Raw genomic sequence first — 17,700 nt, 5'->3', positions numbered from 1 at the left:
AAACCACAAGATCCATGTCGCTGCGACTAGAACTCAAGAACATCACCAAGCAGTACCCGGCGGTGCGCGCGAATGATGCAGTCAGCCTGAAAGTACAGCCCGGCGAAATCCACGCCGTGCTGGGCGAAAACGGTGCTGGCAAATCCACCCTGATGAAGATCATCTTCGGCGCCGTCAAGCCGGATGCTGGAGAAGTCTTCTTCAATGGTCAACCCGTCCAAGTGCGCTCGCCTCAGGAGGCGCGGGCACTGGGCATCGCCATGGTGTTCCAGCATTTCTCGTTGTTCGACACCCTGACTGCCGCGGAAAACGTCTGGCTGGGGCTGGACAAGTCCATGTCGCTGGCCGAGGTCATGGAACGCATCCGCGCCGTTTCCGCCGACTACGGCCTGGAAGTCGACCCGCTGCGCCCCGTTCACACGCTCAGCGTGGGGGAACGTCAGCGCGTGGAAATCGTTCGCGCGTTGCTGACCAACCCGCAACTGCTGATTCTCGATGAGCCCACCTCGGTGCTCACCCCGCAAGCGGTCGACAAGCTCTTTGTGACATTGCGTCAGTTGGCTGATCGTGGGTGCTCCATCCTCTATATCAGCCACAAGCTCGACGAAATCCGCGCGCTGTGCCACCACTGCACGGTGATGCGGGGTGGCAAGGTAACGGGTGAGGTCGATCCCCGCCAGGAAAGCAATGCCAGCCTGTCGCGCATGATGATCGGCGCAGAGCCGCCGCAACTCAACCGCGCAGCCCCCAACCTCGGTGGGGTCGGGCTCGAGGTCAAGGGTTTGAGCCTGCCCAAGCAGGATCCGTTCGGTGTAGACCTGAAAAACATCAGCCTGTCGGTTCGGGCCGGTGAAATCGTGGGCATCGCCGGCGTGTCCGGCAATGGTCAGCAGGCTTTGATGGCCGCCCTCAGCGGCGAAGATCCGCGCGCCAAGCCGGGCACCATCACCCTGGTGGGCAAGGATGTGAGTGCTGCCACACCGGGTGTGCGTCGTGACCTGGGGCTGCACAGCGTGCCCGAGGAGCGTCTGGGCCGTGGTGCCGTTCCGGTGATGTCGCTGGCGCAAAACACCCTGTTGACCCGTGGTGAAGCGGTCGGCAAGGGCGGCTGGCTCAATCTGAATCTCATGCACGACATGGCTGTGTCGCTGATCGATCGCTTCAATGTGAAGGCAGGGGGGCCAGGTGCGCTGGCCAAGAGCCTGTCGGGCGGCAACCTGCAGAAGTTCATCATGGGTCGGGAAATCGATGCCCAACCCAGGGTCTTGCTGGTCTCCCAGCCGACCTGGGGGGTGGATGTGGGTGCTGCCGCCCAGATTCGTGGTGAGTTGTTGAAATTGCGAGACGCTGGTTGCGCCGTGCTGGTGGTCAGCGAGGAGTTGGACGAATTGTTTGAAGTGAGCGACCGATTGATGGTCATGGCTCAGGGCCGCCTGTCGCCCAGCATCGATGCAGCCGAAGCCACGGTTGAGCAGATTGGCGAGTGGATGAGCGGTCTGTGGGAGGGTAGCCATGTTCAAGCTTGAGCCCCGTTCCGCACCGTCTAAGGTGCTGTCTTTCACCTCGCCCTTGATTGCCCTGGCCATCACGGTCGTGATCGGCACCATCCTGTTCAGCTTGCTGGACAAGAGCCCGCTCGATGGGTTGCAAATGTTCTTCGTCGAGCCGATCAAGAGCTTCTACGCCCTGACCGAACTGACCCTCAAGGCGACCCCGCTGGTCCTGATTGCACTGGGTCTGGCGGTGTGCTTCAAAGCCAATCTGTGGAACATCGGCGCGGAAGGGCAGTTCATCCTTGGCGCCATCTTCGGCGGCTGGGTGGCCATGCACGCAACCCCAGAGTCGAGCCGTTTCCTGACCGTGACTGCGGTGTTGCTGGCCGGCATGGTCGGCGGCATGTTGTGGGCTGCCATCGTGGCACTGCTGCGTGACCGTTTCAATGCCAGCGAGATCCTGGTGAGCCTGATGCTGGTCTATGTGGCCGACATGGTGCTCAGCTACCTGGTCTATGGCCCGTGGAAGGACCCCAACGGCTACAACTTCCCGCAGACCATCACCTTTCTGGACCCCGCCCGCATCCCCAAGCTGGTCAGTGGTTTCCGCATGAACATCGGTGTGGTCATCGCGCTGGTCTGTGTGGGGGGCTTCAGTGTCTTCATGGCCCGCACCTTCACAGGTTTTCAGCTGGTCGTCGGTGGCCTGGCGCCTGATGCAGCTCGCTATGCCGGTTTTTCGTCCCGCAGAGCCTTGTGGACTGCGCTGCTGATATCCGGCGCCATGGCGGGTCTGGCCGGTGCGCTGGATGCCGCTGGCCCGCAGGGGCAACTGACGCCGCACGTGCCAATGGGCTATGGCTTCGCCGCCATCATCGTGGCTTTTGTCGGGCGCTTGAACCCGTTCGGCATCGTCTTTTCGTCCGTGCTCATGAGCATGTTCTACATCGGTGGGGAATTGGCCCAGTCCCGTCTGGGGCTGCCCAAGTCGCTTACCGGGGTGTTCCAGGGCTTGCTGCTGTTCAGCCTGCTGGCCTGTGACACCTTCATCCATCAACGCGTGCGCTGGGTTTCGTCGAAATGAGCCTCTTTACTGCTGATTCATTTGCGCTGCTGCTGGCAGCCACGTTCAACGCCGGCACGGTGTTGGGCCTGGCCTCCATGGGCTTGCTGATCAATGAGCGCTCCGGGGTGCTGAACCTGGGCGCGGAAGGCCTGATGTTGGTGGCCGCTGTGGCCGGCTTTGCCGCTGGCGTGCACACGGGCAGTGATGTCCTGGGGTTCATGGCCGGCGCTGCGGCCGGTGCGGTGCTCGCTGCAGTCTTTGGTGTGCTGGTCATCTGGCTCAACACCAACCAGTACGCCACGGGTCTGGCCCTGACACTGTTCGGTACCGGCTTGTCAGCGTTTGTCGGCATTCCCTATGCGCAGGCTCGCCTGTCGGAGCGGACCCAGTTCGCCATTCCAGGGCTGTCTGACATCCCGTTTTTCGGGCCGGCCCTGTTCAAGCAGCATCCCATGGTCTACCTGCTGGTCGCCTTGATGCTGTTCCTGACCTGGTTCCTGTATCGCTCTCGCGCGGGGCTGGTCCTGCGTGCGGTGGGTGAATCACCTGAGTCGGCACATGCGCTGGGCTACCACGTGCGAGGCATTCGTCTGGCTGCCGTCATGGCAGGCGGCGCGCTGTGTGGCCTGGCTGGCTCTTATCTCTCGCTGGTCTACACGCCCATGTGGGTAGAGGGCATGGTGGCCGGCAAAGGCTGGATCGCGCTGGCCCTGACCACGTTTGCAACCTGGCGCCCGATTCGTGTGCTGCTCGGTGCCTACCTGTTTGGTGGTGTCACCATGTTGCAGTACCAGTTGCAAGGGCAGGGGGTTCAGATCCCCAGCCAGTTGCTGACCATGCTGCCATACGTGGCCACCATCGTGGTGCTGGTCCTGATTTCCCGCAATCCCGCGTGGATCCGCGTCAACATGCCCGCCTCGCTGGGCAAACCCTTCCATCCCGGGGCCTGACAAGGCATCATCGCCCCTGGTTGTGTGTTTTCCGTCCTGACTGATTTGCTTTGTTCAACCCTGGAGATGACATGACTCAAGCAATGTCCAAACGCTCTTTGCTGAAGCTGGCCGGTTGGGCCAGTCTGGCCACGGCAGCCGCCCTGGCCGGTTGTGGCAAGAAGGAAGAGGCCGCACCGGCCCCTGCCTCTGAGCCCGCATCGGCTGCGGCCGCCAAGGCAGACCCCCTGAAGGTTGCCTTCGTCTATATCGGCCCCGTCGGCGATGCTGGCTGGACGTTCGCTCACGACAATGGTCGCAAGGCCCTCGAAGCCGAACTGGGCGACAAGGTCAAGACCACTTTCGTGGAAAAAGTGCCCGAAGGCCCGGATGCAGAACGCGTGATCCGTGACCTGGTTGCACAAGGCAACAAGGTCATCTTCGCGACCTCGTTCGGCTACATGGAGCCCATGCTCAAAGTGGCCGCCGACAACAAGGACGTCAAGTTCGAACACGCCACCGGTTACAAGACGACCGAGAACATGCGCGTGTACGACGGCCGTACCTTTGAAGGCGCTTACATGGCCGGTGTGATCGCCGGCTCGATGAGCAAGACCGGCACCCTGGGTGTCGTTGGCTCGATCCCAATCCCTGAGGTGATCCGCAACATCAACTCCTTCACCCTGGGCGCCCAGAGCGTGAACCCCAAGATCAAGACCAAGGTCGTGTGGGTGAACAGCTGGTTTGATCCTCCCAAGGAAACCGAAGGCGCACAAAGCCTGCTGAACCAGGGCGCTGACGTGCTGTTCCAGAACACCGACTCCGCCGCCGTGCTGCAAACCGCCGAAAAGGCTGGCAAGTACGCCTTCGGCTGGGACTCCGACATGAGCAAGTTCGGTCCCAAGGCTCACCTGGCTTCCAGCATCATCAACTGGGGTCCGTACTACATCAAGGCCGCCAAGGAAGCCATCGACGGCACCTGGAAGACCGAGAACACCTGGTGGGGCTACAAGGAAGGCATGATCGACCTGGTGTCGATCTCCGATGCCGTGCCTGCCGATGTCAAGGCCAAGGTTGACACGATCAAGGCTGGCCTGAAGGATGGCTCCTTCGTGATCTGGAAGGGTCCGATCAAGGACCAGGCCGGCAAGGAAGTGCTGGCCAAGGACGTGGTGGCTGACGAGAAGTTCCTCGGCGGCATCAACTTCTACGTCAAGGGCGTGGAAGGTGCCGTGCCTTCAGCCAAGTAATCGCGTTGGGTGAGCGGCCCGACCTGGGCCGTCTTCCCTGACCGGTCAAGGAAAGGCCCCCGATGAGGGGGCCTTTTTTGCTAGAGTGATCCATCGCTGTTCTGCCAAGAGAGCAACCCATGCCCCAATACGCTGTTTCGTCCGATCGTTTGCCTGCCTTGCTGCAGGCCATGCCCAAGGCCGAGTTGCACATCCACATCGAAGGCTCCCTGGAGCCTGAGCTCATCTTTGCGCTGGCCCAGCGCAACGGTGTCCAACTGGCCTATTCGAGCGTCGAAGCGCTGCGCGCGGCGTATGCCTTCACGGACTTGCAGAGTTTTCTGGACATCTACTATGCCGGCGCCTCGGTGCTGCTCAAGGAAGACGACTTCCATGACATGGCCTGGGCTTACCTGACCAAGGCCGCAGCTGAAAACGTGCTGCATACCGAGCTGTTCTTCGACCCGCAGACCCATACGGAACGCGGCGTCTCGTTCGAGACCGTCATCAAGGGCCTGAGCCGTGCCTGCGATCGTGCCCGAGCCGAACTCGGCGTCGATGCCACCCTGATCATGTGTTTCCTGCGTCACCTCTCAGAAGAAGACGCCATCAAGACGCTGGAAGCATCGCTGCCTTGGCGCGACCTGTTCATCGGTGTGGGGCTGGACTCGAGTGAGCGCGGTCATCCGCCCGAGAAATTCACCCAGGTGTTTGCACGTTGCCGTGAACTGGGTCTGCACGTGGTGGCTCACGCTGGTGAAGAGGGCCCGGCGCAGTACATCATCAATGCGCTGGACATCCTCAAGGTGGAGCGCATCGATCACGGTGTGCGCTGCGTGGAAGATGCCGCGCTGGTGAAGCGGCTGGCTGCAGAAGGCATGCCCTTGACGGTGTGTCCGCTGTCGAACGTGAAACTGTGCGTTTTCAAGACCATGGCCGACCACAACCTGAAGACCCTGCTGGATGCCGGCCTGAAGGTGACCATCAACTCGGACGACCCGGCCTATTTCGGCGGTTATCTGAACCAGAACTTCCTTGAGACTTTCGCCGGTCTCGGGCTGGATGCCGACGCTGCCTACACGCTGGCACGCAACAGCTTTGAGGCGAGCTTTGCAACTGATGAGGCCAAGGCCGGCTGGATTGCCCGGCTGGACGCCACGTTTGCATCCTTCACGGCTGCAGCCTGAGCACATCCGGGCCGCTGAGCGGCCCGGTTCAATCAAGCTCGGTGGCGACCGTCGATTTCAAAGACGCTGACCACGGCTGAAAGGTGTTGGGCCTGTTCCTTCAGGCTGGCGGCTGCCGCGGCTGATTCTTCCACCATGGCGGCATTTTGCTGGGTCATCTGGTCCAGCTGCGTCATGGCCTGAGTGACCTGCCCGATGTCTTCAGACTGCTCGCTGGTGGTGGATGTGATCTCACTGATGATGTCCGAGACGCGCTGGACGTTGTCCACGATCTCCTTCATCGTGTCGCCGGCCTGATGCACAAGCTGGGTGCCCGATTCCACCTTCTCTGTCGAGCTGTGAATCAGGGTCTTGATTTCTTTCGCTGCATTGGCGCTGCGTTGGGCCAGTGAGCGAACCTCGGCGGCCACCACGGCAAAGCCCCGGCCTTGTTCACCTGCGCGAGCGGCTTCCACCGCGGCATTGAGCGCCAGGATGTTGGTCTGAAAGGCAATGCCGTCAATCACGCTGATGATTTCGTTGATTTTGTGGCTGGCCGCATTGATGTCGCTCATGCTTTCAACCACCTGGGCCACTACCGACCCACCACGGTGGGCTGATTGGGCTGCACTGCTGGCAAGCTGATTAGCCTGGCGGGCCGCTTCAGCACTCTGGTGCACGGCCTCGGTGAGTTGGGCCATGGACGATGACGTCTGCTGCAGACTTGCGGCCGTGTTTTCGGTACGCGAGCTCAGATCCTGGCTGCCCGCAGCGATTTCCTGCGATGCCTGCGAAATGGTTTGTGCCGCAGACTGCACATCTCCCATGGCTTGGCCGAGCTGCATCATGATCTGCTTGAGTTGCCGCGCCATTGGGTCATCGACTTCCAGGTGGTTGACCGAGAGGTTGACCGCACCATCGCGGTCGGTTGCGGCCGCGATGCGCTGCAACTCCATGCCTTGGCGAGCAGCTGCTGCCATGCGCACGGCCACGGGGATTTCAACAAGGGTCTGAAGCACGACGTAACCTGCGTGAATCAGCACCTTGGGAAAGTTGGCCTGAGGCAGACAGTAGACACCGGCACCAGCCATCTGCATGCGGTCAAAGACCACGTGGTGGACGGCAATCAAGCCCGCGGCGAGCAAGATAGGGCGCCAGTCCCGGTAGGTCAGCAACACAGCGAGGGTGACGAAGACGCCGAAGTGAAACTCGGTCATGCCCAGCGCCAGCTGAATATGCAAGGCGACAAAACACATGGTGACCGCCGCCAGCACGCAGCGAGACAGCAACGAGTTGGGCGCAATCAGAAATGCGCCGGCACCCAGCCCTAGCAACACCGCGCTGACACCTGCTGCGGTTCCCAGTTGGCCAAATTCAGAGCCAATCCACAGGGCAATCAGCCCATAAAGGACGGCCACGGCCAGGATGGCGTGATCCGGTGTGAATTTCTGGAGGATGGTCGGGGTAGCGGGGGTGTTCTTATTCATGATGCGCTTCTCTTGTGTCAGATCTGACGCATCCATATCGGATAAGCGGACGATTTCTGTAGCCGATGCCGTCCAAACATGAGTTGTGGCGTGATCGGTGTCACGCCTCAGCGGGATTCAGCGCAACAGGAAGATATGCCTGGGCATGAATTGACCGGAGGCCAGAACCGCCAATGCAATCGCCAGCGGAATACTGGCTTTGAAGCCCACATATTTATAGCCCAGCGCACCGAGCAAGCCGCCAAGGAAGAAAGCACCGACCAGCCAGAGGTGCGTGCGCAATTTGCGCAGGTTGGCTGCCACCTTGGTGTAGCCGGGGGCATCTTTCGAGCGGTTCCAGTAGAGGATCTTGCCCAACTCGATGCCGATATCGGTCATCATCCCGGTCACGTGCGTGGTGCGAATCTCCGAGTTGGAGATTTTGGTGATCATGGCGTTTTGCAAGCCCATCACGAAGCACAGCAGGGCGATGGTGATCGAAATGTCTTCGTAGGCGGACTCGTTGTACTTGGCGCCTACCAGGCCGAAGATGAGCAGCAACACGGCTTCCAGCATCAGCGGGTAGGCGTACACCCCTCGCAAGCCCGATCGCCGGCCCCAGTTGATCAGGATCGCCGATGTGGCAGCCCCAGACAGAAAGCACAGCAGTGAGCCCAACCCGGCCAGAAACAGCTTGAAATTGCCCAATGCCAGGTTGTCAGCCATGCCGGAGAGCATGCCCGTCATGTGCGAGGTGTATTCACCTACAGCCAGAAACCCGCCCGCGTTGGCTGCACCCGCGATGAAGGCGAGTGAAATGCCCAGGTGAAGATTGGACTGTTGCGTGCGCTCGAGCGCAGTCAATCCCCGCAGGTAGTCAAGTGGCATGACAGCAAAGGAAGTCTTGGCGGCGGAAAACTGGGATGATCGCATTGTTTTGAACCTGTCCGCAATTTCATGACTTCTGTGCGATCAAATCTCGTGCCAGCTTGGCGTTGGGCGCTCAAGCAAACTTGGCGAGATGTGCGGTCTGGCACGCTTAATTTGTTGCTGGTGGCTGTGGTGCTCGCCGTGGCCGCTCTGTCTGCTGTTGCCTTCCTGGCCGACCGGATCGAGAAAGGTCTGAATCGGGATGCGGCTCAGTTGCTGGGGGCTGATCTGGTGGTGGTGGCTGACCAGCCCGTGCCTGCAGATCTGAAACAGTCTGCCCGTGCACAGGGCCTGCAAACCACCGATACGGCGGCAATGGCCAGCATGGCCCGTGCGCCTGACCAGGCGGGTGGACAAAGCAAGCTGGTGGCCTTGAAGGCGGTTGGAGACGCCTACCCATTGCGTGGCCATGTGACGCTGCGTGCACAGGGCGAGCAAACCGTGACTGCGCCGGCAGGTGGCCCGCCAGCCGGCTCCGTGTGGGTCGATCCCGCGGTGCTGACGGGTTTGAACCTCCGCGTTGGTGACAACTTGATGCTGGGCGAGGCAGGTTTGAAAATTGCCGCTGTCATTGCCACGGAACCCGACAGGGGCGCCGGTTTCATGGGCTTTTCGCCCAGGGTCATGATGCGCCTGTCTGATTTGCCCTCGACGCAACTTGTTCAGCCAGCCAGTCGCATCACCTACCGCTTGCTGGTCGCAGGGGCTGCTGTCCAGCGTTTCCAGCCTGTGGCTCAGCAGGCCTCACGACAGGTGCGCGGGCTGCACATCGAAACCCTGGAACAGGGGCGTCCCGAAATGCGCGCCACCCTGGATCGGGCTGGCTTGTTCCTGCGGTTGGTTGGCTTGCTTGCCGCGCTGTTGTCTGCTGTGGCGGTCGCATTGGTATCGCGCGATTTTGCCCAGCAGCGCCTGGATGAGTGCGCGGTGTTGCGGGTAATGGGGGTGACACAGCGACGCATGGCCGCCAGTTTTGCCGTGCAGTTCCTGCTGATCGGCTTGATCGGGAGTGTGATCGGCCTGCTGCTGGGCTGGCTGGGTCACGGTGTGTTCATCGGCCTGCTGGGTGACCTGATCCCGGTGACCTTGCCTGCGCCGGGCTGGATGCCGCTCGCGCTCGGTTTGGGTGTGGGTGTCTTGCTGGTTTGTGGCTTCGGCTTGCCGCCAGTGCTGCAGTTGGCCCAGGTGCCGCCATTGCGGGTGTTGCGACGCGATCTGGGAGAGCTCAAAGCGGCCTCTCTGTCTGCGTGGGCGGCAGGCTGCGCAGCATTGGTCGGTTTGCTGCTGACCGTCGCGCGGGACATCAAACTGGGTGGCATTGCGCTTGGTGGGTTCGGTGTGGCCCTGCTTGTCTTTGCTGCCTGCACCTACGTCATCGTCTCAGGGCTGCGCTGGCTGTTGTCCCGGCATGGACAAGGCTTGCCATCCTGGCTCGTGCTGGCCATTCGGCAGTTGGCTGCCCAGCCAGGCACCACCATCGTGCAGGTGTCTTCACTGGCGGTCGGGCTGCTGGCTTTGATTCTGCTGGTGTTGCTCCGCACCGATCTGATTGCCAGCTGGCGTGCCGCCACGCCGCCTGATGCGCCTGATCGCTTTGTCATCAACATCCAGCCTGATCAGGCTGAGGCGTTTCAACAGCAGCTTCAGGCCCAGGGTGTGAAGCACTATGACTGGTTTCCTATGGTTCGGGCGAGGCTGGTCAGCATCAATGGCCGTGAGGTCCGGGCAGAGCAGTTCCCCGATGAGCGCGCCCAGCGTCTGGTCGAGCGTGAGTTCAACCTCAGCCACGCCGGCGAGGCGCCTTCCTACAACCCGGTGGTGGCCGGCCGATTCGTGCCCGAAGAGCCTGATGCCTGGAGCGTTGAAGAAGGTCTGGCCAAAACGCTCGGATTGAAGCTGGGTGACCGGCTGAGCTTCGATCTGGCGGGTACGGCGATCACCGGGCGCATCACCAGCCTGCGCAAGGTTGATTGGTCGTCCATGCGCGTCAATTTCTTTGTGCTGGCACCCCGCAAGACCATGCCGGACTGGCCGGTTACCTACATCACGGCATTCAAGGCACCGTCCGGTGACGTGCTGGACCGGCAACTGGTCCAGCGGTTTCCCAACATCACGCTCATTGATGTGTCATCTACCCTCGCACAGATCCATGCCATCGTCTCCCAGGTCATCGCGGCGGTCGAATTCCTGTTTGTGTTCACGCTGGCAGCCGGTGTGCTGGTGCTGAGTGCGGGCCTGTGGACCTCGCGTGAGCGGCGTGCGAAAGACTGGGCCGTGATGCGTGCGCTGGGCGCTTCGGGTAGCTTGCTGGGCAAGGTTCAGCGTGTCGAGTTGATCTCGGTTGGCGCACTGGCGGGCGGGCTGGCCGCGGCGGCTGCGCTGCTGATCGGATGGGTGCTGGCGAGCCGCGTGTTCGAGTTCACCTGGCATGCCCCTCTGTGGTGGCTGCTGGTGGGGGCGGCAGCAGGGGCTGTGGTCACGGCGCTGGTGGGCCGTCTCAGTCTCCGGGGCGTCATGCAGCGCCCCGTGGTGATGACCCTGAGGCGTGCCGACTGATCGGCGGCACGCCTTGGTAACTTAGTCCTGGGTCAGGCTGGAGATCAGCCCCATATCGGAGCTGCTCATCAGGGACTCGATGTCCATCAGAATCAGCAGGCGTTCTGCCACATTGGCGATGCCTGTGATGTAGCTGGTGTCCACCAGCGACGAGCCCATCTCCGGCGCCGGCTGAATCATTTGCTCGGCCAGTTGCATCACGTCGCTGACCGAGTCCACCACGGCACCAACGACGCGGCCGCGCACGTTGAGCACGATCACCACGGTGAAGCTGTTGATTTCAGCCTCGCCCAGGTCGTTCAGGCAGTTGAATTTGACCCGCAGATCCACGATCGGCACGATCACACCGCGCAGATTCACCACGCCCTTCAGGTAGGCGGGCGCATTGGCGATCCGGGTCGGTTGTTCGTACGAGCGGATTTCCTGGACCTTCAGGATGTCGATCCCGTATTCCTCGCTACCCAGGCGGAATGTCAGGTATTCGCGTCCGGAGCCCGTCTGAATGGCCTGACGGGAGGAATCACTGCGGGACGACAGCTTGCCCGGTTGCAGGCCTGATGCCGTGCGAGGGGCCAGTGTCGATTGCGGTGCGGCTTCCATTACGGCTTCCATATGCGTCATCCTTGATCAGTTGGCTACCAGCGGGAGAGCGCCTGCTGGCAGAGGTCACACGAGGGCTCTTGTCGGTATGTCGGCTGTGCCGGCGCCTACCTTGAGGCCCTGTTACAAAAATGTGTGAACTCAGATACGGAATGTCGACATGGATTCGGTCAAGCGCTGAGCCTGGTCTTTCAGGCTGGCAGCCGCAGCCGCAGATTGCTCGACCAATGCAGCGTTTTGCTGGGTCATCTGGTCCAGACTGTTGACTGCCTGGTTGACCTGACCGATGCCCGAGCTTTGCTCGGATGCGGCCGCACTGATCTCCCCGATGATGTCGGAGACGCGCTGCACGCTGCTCATGATTTCCTGCATGGCTGCGCCGGCATCGTGGACCAGCTTGGTCCCCGACTCGACCTTTTCACTGGACGCCGTGATCAGTTGCTTGATCTCGCGCGCTGCAGTGGCGCTGCGTTGGGCCAGTGCGCGGACCTCACCGGCCACCACAGCGAAGCCGCGACCTTGCTCACCAGCACGTGCGGCTTCCACCGCAGCGTTCAGCGCCAGGATGTTGGTCTGGAAGGCAATGCCATCGATCACGCTGATGATGTCATTGATCCGACGGCTGGTGCTGTCGATGTCTTCCATGCTGTTGACGACGTTCGAGACGATGTCGCTGCCGCGGTGTGCGGCATCTGCGGCACCCCGTGCCAGCTGGTTGGCCTGGTTGGCCGCATCAGCGCTTTGACGCACGGTGCCGGTCAGTTGCTCCATGGAGCTGGCCGTTTGCTGCAGGCTCGAAGCCGTGCTTTCGGTCCGGGTCGACAGGTCCATGTTGCCACTGGCAATCTCGTTGGAGGCCACTTCGATCGATTCGGCGGAACTGCGGATGTCACCGACAATTTTCTGCACCGAGTTTTGCATGTTCAGCAGCGCGCGTAGCAGATCGCTGGCTTCGTCCTGGCCCGCTACCCGCAGTTGAGTGCGGAGGTCACCTTGGGCAATCGCCTGGGCAAGGCCGCGAGCCTGTTCCAGCGGACGGCAGATCGAGATCATGTTCAACAGGGTGAGCGGCGCCACAATCACCATGGCAACCAGCACCGCAATCACAAAGGCCGCCTCGGTGTACGTGACGGCTGACTTTTGTTCGTCGGTGTTGCTTTCTGCTTCGGTCAGCAGGATCTTCTCAATGTCGTTGAGTTGACCGTCCATGGCATCGGCTTTGGCGATGGAGGCAGACAAGGCCGCCATGGCATCGTTTGCCGAGAGTGCGCCGCCTGCCAGTTCGGTGGTCTTGGCAGTCAGGGCGTCCCGATACTCTTTCAGGTTGGTTTGCAGGTTGCGGACGATGGGGTTGTCCTCATCTTCTTCGCCCTCCAGCATCTTGCTGGACTGAGTCTGCAGGGCATCCGCACTGGCCTGCCAGGACTGCACAGAGCGCGTCAGGGCGTCCGACTGTCCGGCTTGGAGAAAAATCTGCTTTTCCAGGCGACGCATTTGTCCCAGTGCATCACGCATCCGGGAGAGGTCTTGCACCTCTGCAAAGGAGTGTTGGCGGAATTCGTCGCTCAGGGACTGGTTGCGAAGCATGCCGGCCAAGCCAGCCCCGCCAACCACCATCAACAGCGCCAGAACGACAGCAATGGCGCCAATCATCCGCGTACGGATGGTGAAATACCGCATGGTATCTGTGAGATTCATGGATCATCCCCCGAACCGACAAGGTCCGTCTGTACTACTAGAAGGATCTCGCCTTTGCGGGGTCTCCACTCGGGCGATTTGGGGGTGGTATCGGCCTCAATCCGTCACACTTGAGGCCAACCCATGATCTTGAACACCAAGATTGTCAGACGTTGAACAAAAAGTTCAGCACATCACCGTCCTTGACGATGTAGTCCTTGCCTTCTGCGCGCATCTTGCCGGCATCCTTGGCGCCGGCTTCACCCTTGAACTGGATGAAATCGTCAAAGGCGATGGTTTGTGCACGGATGAAGCCGCGTTCGAAGTCAGTGTGGATCACGCCAGCAGCTTGCGGGGCGGTGTCACCGACGTGGATGGTCCAGGCGCGCACTTCCTTCACGCCTGCCGTGAAGTAGGTTTGCAGACCCAGCAGCTTGAAGCCGGCGCGGATGAGTCGGTTGAGGCCGGGCTCGTCCTGACCCATTTCGGCCAGGAACAGGGCGCGGTCTTCGTCTTCCATTTCAGCCAGTTCGGCTTCGGTCTTGGCACAAATGGCCACCACAGGGCCGTTCTGGGCCGCTGCGTATTCCTTCAGGCGGTCGAGCAGGGGGTTGTTCTCGAAGCCATCTTCGGCCACGTTACCCACAAACATGGCCGGCTTGGCCGTGATCAGGCACAGCGGTTTGAGCAGGGCGCGCTCTTCCTTCGAAAAGTCGATGGCGCGCACGGGCTTGACCTGGTCCAGCGCATCCTTGCACTTTTCCAGAATCTTGCACAGCGCCTGTGCTTCTTTGTCGCCGGCACGGGCCGTCTTCTGGGCGCGGATCAGGGCCTTTTCCACGCTGGACAAGTCGGCCAGGCACAGTTCGGTCTGGATGACTTCGATATCGGCGATCGGGTCGACCTTGCCAGCCACGTGGATCACGTTCGGGTCTTCGAAGCAGCGCACCACGTTGACGATGGCGTCGGTTTCACGGATGTGAGCCAGGAACTGGTTGCCCAGGCCCTCACCCTTGGATGCGCCAGCCACCAGGCCAGCAATGTCCACGAATTCCACAATCGCGGGCACCACGCGTTCCGGGTTCACGATCTTGGACAGCTCATCCAGGCGGGGGTCAGGCACTTCCACCACCCCGACGTTGGGCTCGATCGTGCAGAAGGGGTAGTTCTCAGCGGCGATGCCGGCCTTGGTCAGCGCGTTGAAGAGGGTGGATTTGCCAACGTTGGGCAGACCCACGATGCCGCATTTGAGACTCATGGAAATTCCTTTGAAATCTGGCAGGGCGAAGCCTGGAGGTCAGGCTTCGTGCCAGATCGATTCGTGTTCGGGAGGAGGGCGATGCGCTTGATCAAGTGCGTTCGCTGTAACCGCGTATTGTAATTAATCGCAGCGCTGGTGCCATGACTCCGGGCGGCCGTTTGCAAGGTCACTAGAATGCCTGCATGAGTTCTCAAGCATTTGACATCTGTGTCAGCGGTTCCGGTGCGGTGGCCCGTGCGCTGGCCTTGGCGCTGGCCGGAGACGGCTGGCGGGTGGCGCTGGCCGGGCAGATCGACCAGGCAAGCTCTGTCGCGCCCGATATCCGTGCCTATGCCCTCAATGCACGCTCCATTGCCTTGCTCGAGCGTTTGCGCATCTGGCCCCAACTCAAGGCCTGGTCGACACCGGTCGAGTCCATGGTCATCCGGGGTGATGCAGCGGGCGCGCTGGAGTTTTCCGCGTGGCAGCAGCGGGTGACCGAGCTCGCCTGGATTGTGGATGCTGCGGCGCTGGATCGTCTGCTGGGCGAAGCCTTGCGTTACGCGCCCCGGGTTGAGATCGTGCCGCCCATGCAAGCTGGGCAAGTACCTGTTCAGGCTGACTTGCTGGCGATCTGCGAGGGCAAGCATTCCACAACCCGCGCCGCGCTGGGTGTGGAATTCGAGCGAACCGATTACGGCCACTGGGGTGTGGCCGCTCGCCTGAAAGCCAGCCAGCCACATCGTGGCGTGGCGAGGCAATGGTTCCGCTCCCCGGATATCTTGGCCTTGCTGCCTTTTCAGGATCCGGTGCCAGGCGCCTCTTATGGGTTGGTCTGGTCCCTGCCGAAGGAGCGGGCAGAAGCATTGTTGGGCTTGCCTGAGGCAGAGTTCACAGCGGCCCTGCAAGCAGCGCTGTGTGAGGCCGACCCCACAGCCAGTGACACGGTTGGCGAGTTGACGCTGGCATCTCAGGTGGCGGCATGGCCGCTGGCTGTGGCCAAGGCTCAGCGCTGGCATGGGCCGGGCTGGGTGCTGGTGGGCGATGCCGCGCACCAGGTACACCCTCTTTCCGGTCAGGGCTTGAATCTGGGGTTGGCTGATGTGGACACCCTGGCGTCGGTGTTGGGTGAAGCCAAGCGATGTGAATCGTGGCGTTCTGCCGGTGACGACAAACTGATGCGCCGGTATGTTCGCCGCCGTGTTGCGCCGACCCAGAGCATGCAATGGCTGACCGATGGGTTGCTCAACCTGTTCGCTGATGACCGTCAGGCGATCAAATCGCTACGCAATACCGGCATGAGCCTTGTGGACCGCCTGCCTGCTGTCAAGCAGTGGCTGGTTGGCCGGGCTCTGGATGCCTGACAGGCAAGGACTTTTTTAGTATGACACGCACACATCTTTCTTCTTGGGCCTCCCGCAGTGCGGCATGGGTCCTGCTCGGTGGGCTGGCCTGGCACGGCTTGGCCCAGGCTGATGATTTGCCTCAGCCGCAACTGAATCAGCTGCGACAACGCCTGGCCAAGAACATGCCCGAGTTGCCCCCGGTTGACTCTGCCGCAACGACACCCGTCCCGGGCATCATCGAGATCCACCTCGACAAGCAGGTCTTCTATGTGGACGCGAAGGCCGAGTACCTCATCAAGGGTCAAATCCTCGAAACACGCACCAAGCGCAATCTGACAGAAGAGAGTGAGAGTGAGCTCACCAAGACCGATTTCGCCGCGTTGCCTGTCAGCAAGGATGCTGTGGTCTGGCGCAACGGAAACGGCAAGCGCAAGCTGGTGGTGTTTGCAGACCCCAACTGCGGCTATTGCAAGCGCCTGGAAAAAGATCTTCAGCAGATCAAGGACATCACGGTCTACACCTTCATCATCTCCATTTTGGGGGATGACTCCAAGGTGAAGGCCACCAATATCTGGTGTGTCAAGGATCGCACGCAGGCTTGGCGTGACTGGATGCTCAATGGTGTGGAGCCTTCCCGCGCGTTTGGCATGTGCTCCAACCCGCTGCAGCGTAACAACGCCCTGGCACACAGCCTGCGCATTGAGGGGACGCCGGCAATGGTGTTTGAAGATGGCACCATCCTGCCGTCGGCAGCGCCTGCTGCGGTCATTGAGCAGCGTCTGAGCCGGGCGAGCGCCAAGGTCGGGCGTTGATCTGAGCCTCTGGGCTCCACTCAGTATTGGGGGGAAGACGAGCCGTTCTTGTCGGCCCCCACTTGTAGCGGCGGGGACTCCATCTCCATCTCGATGTAGGAGTTTTCCTTGCCGCGGAACAGGATGCGTACCGGGAGGTACTGCAGGCCTGGGGCAAACCAGATATCGCCAGGCAGCACGCCGTTCTTGTCGTCGCTCAGCCGGCGGGGTTTCACGTGGACGACCCCGATGCTGCCGAGTTTAGGGGTGACCATCACTTCTTGCCCCACCACGTCGTAGGCCATGGTCTCAGGCTTTTTGGGCATGGCCAATGGCATCTGAATGGTGTTGCCTTCGGTCAGCAGAGATGGGTCAAGGATGAACTCGTAGGACAGCTGTATGAGCTGGCTGGCGAGGTCCTGCATTCCCGGCACGCGCGGAATGCGGGCGCCCGAATCGAGCACCACCTCATCCGCCTCGAACGTCACCGTGCGAGGCTTGTTGGTTTTGATGAGAATCCGGTCAATTTGTTCGAAGCGAACAGGGGAGAGTCCCTTGGGGGTGATGTCACCTTCGCTGACGAGGTTCCATGACCCGATCGGCGCAAAGCTCGGGCCAATGATGGCATCCACGTGAACCTGGTAACGTGTTCCTTCTCGCACCCACTCGACTGAAGCCTTGCCCCAGGCGTCGCCACGGAAGTAGCCGTGCAGCTTGTAGTTGACCCGTGTGGCTTTGGGCCATTCGAATGCCTGGCCACCGTGGGGGGCTGGCGGCTTGACCTCGCTTTGATCTGCCGTGGCATGGTGCTCCACTGCGGGCTCGCTGGCTGCATGGGCTACCTCTGCCGCCGAGGCTTGCGAGGCTGCTTCGCTGGCAGCCTCAGCCACCGTAGAAGCTTTCTCTGGCGGGGCCGAAGCCGATGCATCGACGGGCTTCGGTGGGCGCTTGCGTTTGGGTTTGCTTGCGCCGCCAGTTGAGGGGGTAGCCTTGGTTGCGGTGGGTGCAGCCACGGGCGGGGTGCTCAGTTTGAGCTCACTGACATAGACCGCCTCCATCCGTTTGATGCTGGGTTTGTCGCTGTTTTGCAGATCTGGCATCAGGCTGGAAATCGTCCAGGTGACCCAGAAGTGCGCTGCGGAGACAGCGAGTACCAGCGCCAGCAGCCACCAGCGGTTGAAGCGCTTGAGCAAGGTTCTCATCAGCCTTGT

14 protein-coding genes are annotated in these 17,700 nt (G+C 61.2%); 8 read left to right on the top strand and 6 right to left on the bottom strand.

The window, feature by feature from the left end; all coding sequences use genetic code 11:
• Positions 1 to 14 precede the first annotated feature (14 nt).
• The 5 genes from ACE3PH_RS11280 to ACE3PH_RS11260 all read left to right on the top strand — a co-directional run bounded on the left by ACE3PH_RS11280 (position 15) and on the right by ACE3PH_RS11260 (position 5,904).
• The gene (locus tag ACE3PH_RS11280; RefSeq protein WP_374318944.1) at positions 15 to 1,526 is read left to right on the top strand and encodes an ABC transporter ATP-binding protein; all 1,512 of its coding nucleotides are present in this window, start codon (positions 15 to 17) and stop codon (positions 1,524 to 1,526) included.
• Positions 1,513 to 2,577, top strand: a complete 1,065-nt coding sequence (locus tag ACE3PH_RS11275) for an ABC transporter permease (protein WP_374318942.1) — start codon at positions 1,513 to 1,515, stop codon at positions 2,575 to 2,577. The genes ACE3PH_RS11280 and ACE3PH_RS11275 overlap by 14 nt, the downstream gene beginning before the upstream one ends.
• A complete protein-coding gene (locus ACE3PH_RS11270) occupies positions 2,574 to 3,509 on the top strand; it encodes an ABC transporter permease (protein WP_374318940.1) in 936 nt (311 codons plus the stop codon). Before ACE3PH_RS11275 ends, ACE3PH_RS11270 begins: the two co-directional genes overlap by 4 nt.
• 71 nt (positions 3,510 to 3,580) lie before the next feature.
• Positions 3,581 to 4,738, top strand: coding sequence for a BMP family ABC transporter substrate-binding protein (locus ACE3PH_RS11265; protein WP_374318938.1), 1,158 nt, complete (start codon positions 3,581 to 3,583; stop codon positions 4,736 to 4,738).
• Positions 4,739 to 4,857: 119 nt separating this feature from the next.
• On the top strand, positions 4,858 to 5,904 hold the full coding sequence (locus tag ACE3PH_RS11260; protein WP_374318936.1) for an adenosine deaminase: 1,047 nt from the start codon (positions 4,858 to 4,860) through the stop codon (positions 5,902 to 5,904).
• 32 nt (positions 5,905 to 5,936) lie between these two features.
• Here the strand turns inward: ACE3PH_RS11260 and ACE3PH_RS11255 are convergent, their stop codons facing one another.
• On the bottom strand, positions 5,937 to 7,370 hold the full coding sequence (locus ACE3PH_RS11255) for a methyl-accepting chemotaxis protein (RefSeq protein ID WP_374318934.1): 1,434 nt from the start codon (positions 7,368 to 7,370) through the stop codon (positions 5,937 to 5,939).
• A 117-nt stretch (positions 7,371 to 7,487) separates the two neighbouring features.
• Positions 7,488 to 8,237 (bottom strand): YoaK family protein, encoded by a 750-nt coding sequence (locus ACE3PH_RS11250; RefSeq protein ID WP_374318932.1) that lies wholly within the window; start codon positions 8,235 to 8,237, stop codon positions 7,488 to 7,490.
• A gap of 93 nt (positions 8,238 to 8,330) precedes the next feature.
• Here ACE3PH_RS11250 and ACE3PH_RS11245 point away from each other — a divergent pair, with 93 nt between their 5' ends.
• On the top strand, positions 8,331 to 10,835 hold the full coding sequence (locus tag ACE3PH_RS11245; protein ID WP_374318930.1) for an ABC transporter permease: 2,505 nt from the start codon (positions 8,331 to 8,333) through the stop codon (positions 10,833 to 10,835).
• A gap of 21 nt (positions 10,836 to 10,856) precedes the next feature.
• Here the strand turns inward: ACE3PH_RS11245 and ACE3PH_RS11240 are convergent, their stop codons facing one another.
• From ACE3PH_RS11240 to ychF, 3 genes are all read right to left on the bottom strand, one after another.
• Positions 10,857 to 11,447, bottom strand: coding sequence for a chemotaxis protein CheW (locus tag ACE3PH_RS11240; protein ID WP_374318928.1), 591 nt, complete (start codon positions 11,445 to 11,447; stop codon positions 10,857 to 10,859).
• A 129-nt stretch (positions 11,448 to 11,576) separates the two neighbouring features.
• Positions 11,577 to 13,133, bottom strand: coding sequence for a methyl-accepting chemotaxis protein (locus ACE3PH_RS11235; RefSeq protein ID WP_374318926.1), 1,557 nt, complete (start codon positions 13,131 to 13,133; stop codon positions 11,577 to 11,579).
• A gap of 145 nt (positions 13,134 to 13,278) precedes the next feature.
• A complete protein-coding gene (gene ychF / locus ACE3PH_RS11230) occupies positions 13,279 to 14,370 on the bottom strand; it encodes a redox-regulated ATPase YchF (RefSeq protein WP_374318924.1) in 1,092 nt (363 codons plus the stop codon).
• 185 nt (positions 14,371 to 14,555) lie between these two features.
• On the opposite strand from ychF, the gene ACE3PH_RS11225 reads away from it, so the two are divergent.
• On the top strand, positions 14,556 to 15,716 hold the full coding sequence (locus ACE3PH_RS11225) for an FAD-dependent monooxygenase (RefSeq protein ID WP_374318922.1): 1,161 nt from the start codon (positions 14,556 to 14,558) through the stop codon (positions 15,714 to 15,716).
• A 20-nt stretch (positions 15,717 to 15,736) separates the two neighbouring features.
• On the top strand, positions 15,737 to 16,510 hold the full coding sequence (locus ACE3PH_RS11220) for a DsbC family protein (RefSeq protein ID WP_374318920.1): 774 nt from the start codon (positions 15,737 to 15,739) through the stop codon (positions 16,508 to 16,510).
• Positions 16,511 to 16,530: 20 nt separating this feature from the next.
• On the opposite strand, the gene ACE3PH_RS11215 is transcribed toward ACE3PH_RS11220, so the two are convergent.
• Positions 16,531 to 17,691, bottom strand: coding sequence for a DUF3108 domain-containing protein (locus ACE3PH_RS11215; RefSeq protein ID WP_374318918.1), 1,161 nt, complete (start codon positions 17,689 to 17,691; stop codon positions 16,531 to 16,533).
• Between the last annotated feature and the right edge of the window lie 9 nt (positions 17,692 to 17,700).

The sequence above is a fragment of the Aquabacterium sp. genome, assembly GCF_041909175.1.
GTDB lineage: Bacteria > Pseudomonadota > Gammaproteobacteria > Burkholderiales > Burkholderiaceae_C > Aquabacterium.
The sequence above is the reverse complement of the archived record's forward strand: the minus strand, read 5'-3'. Positions and strand labels throughout refer to the sequence as shown.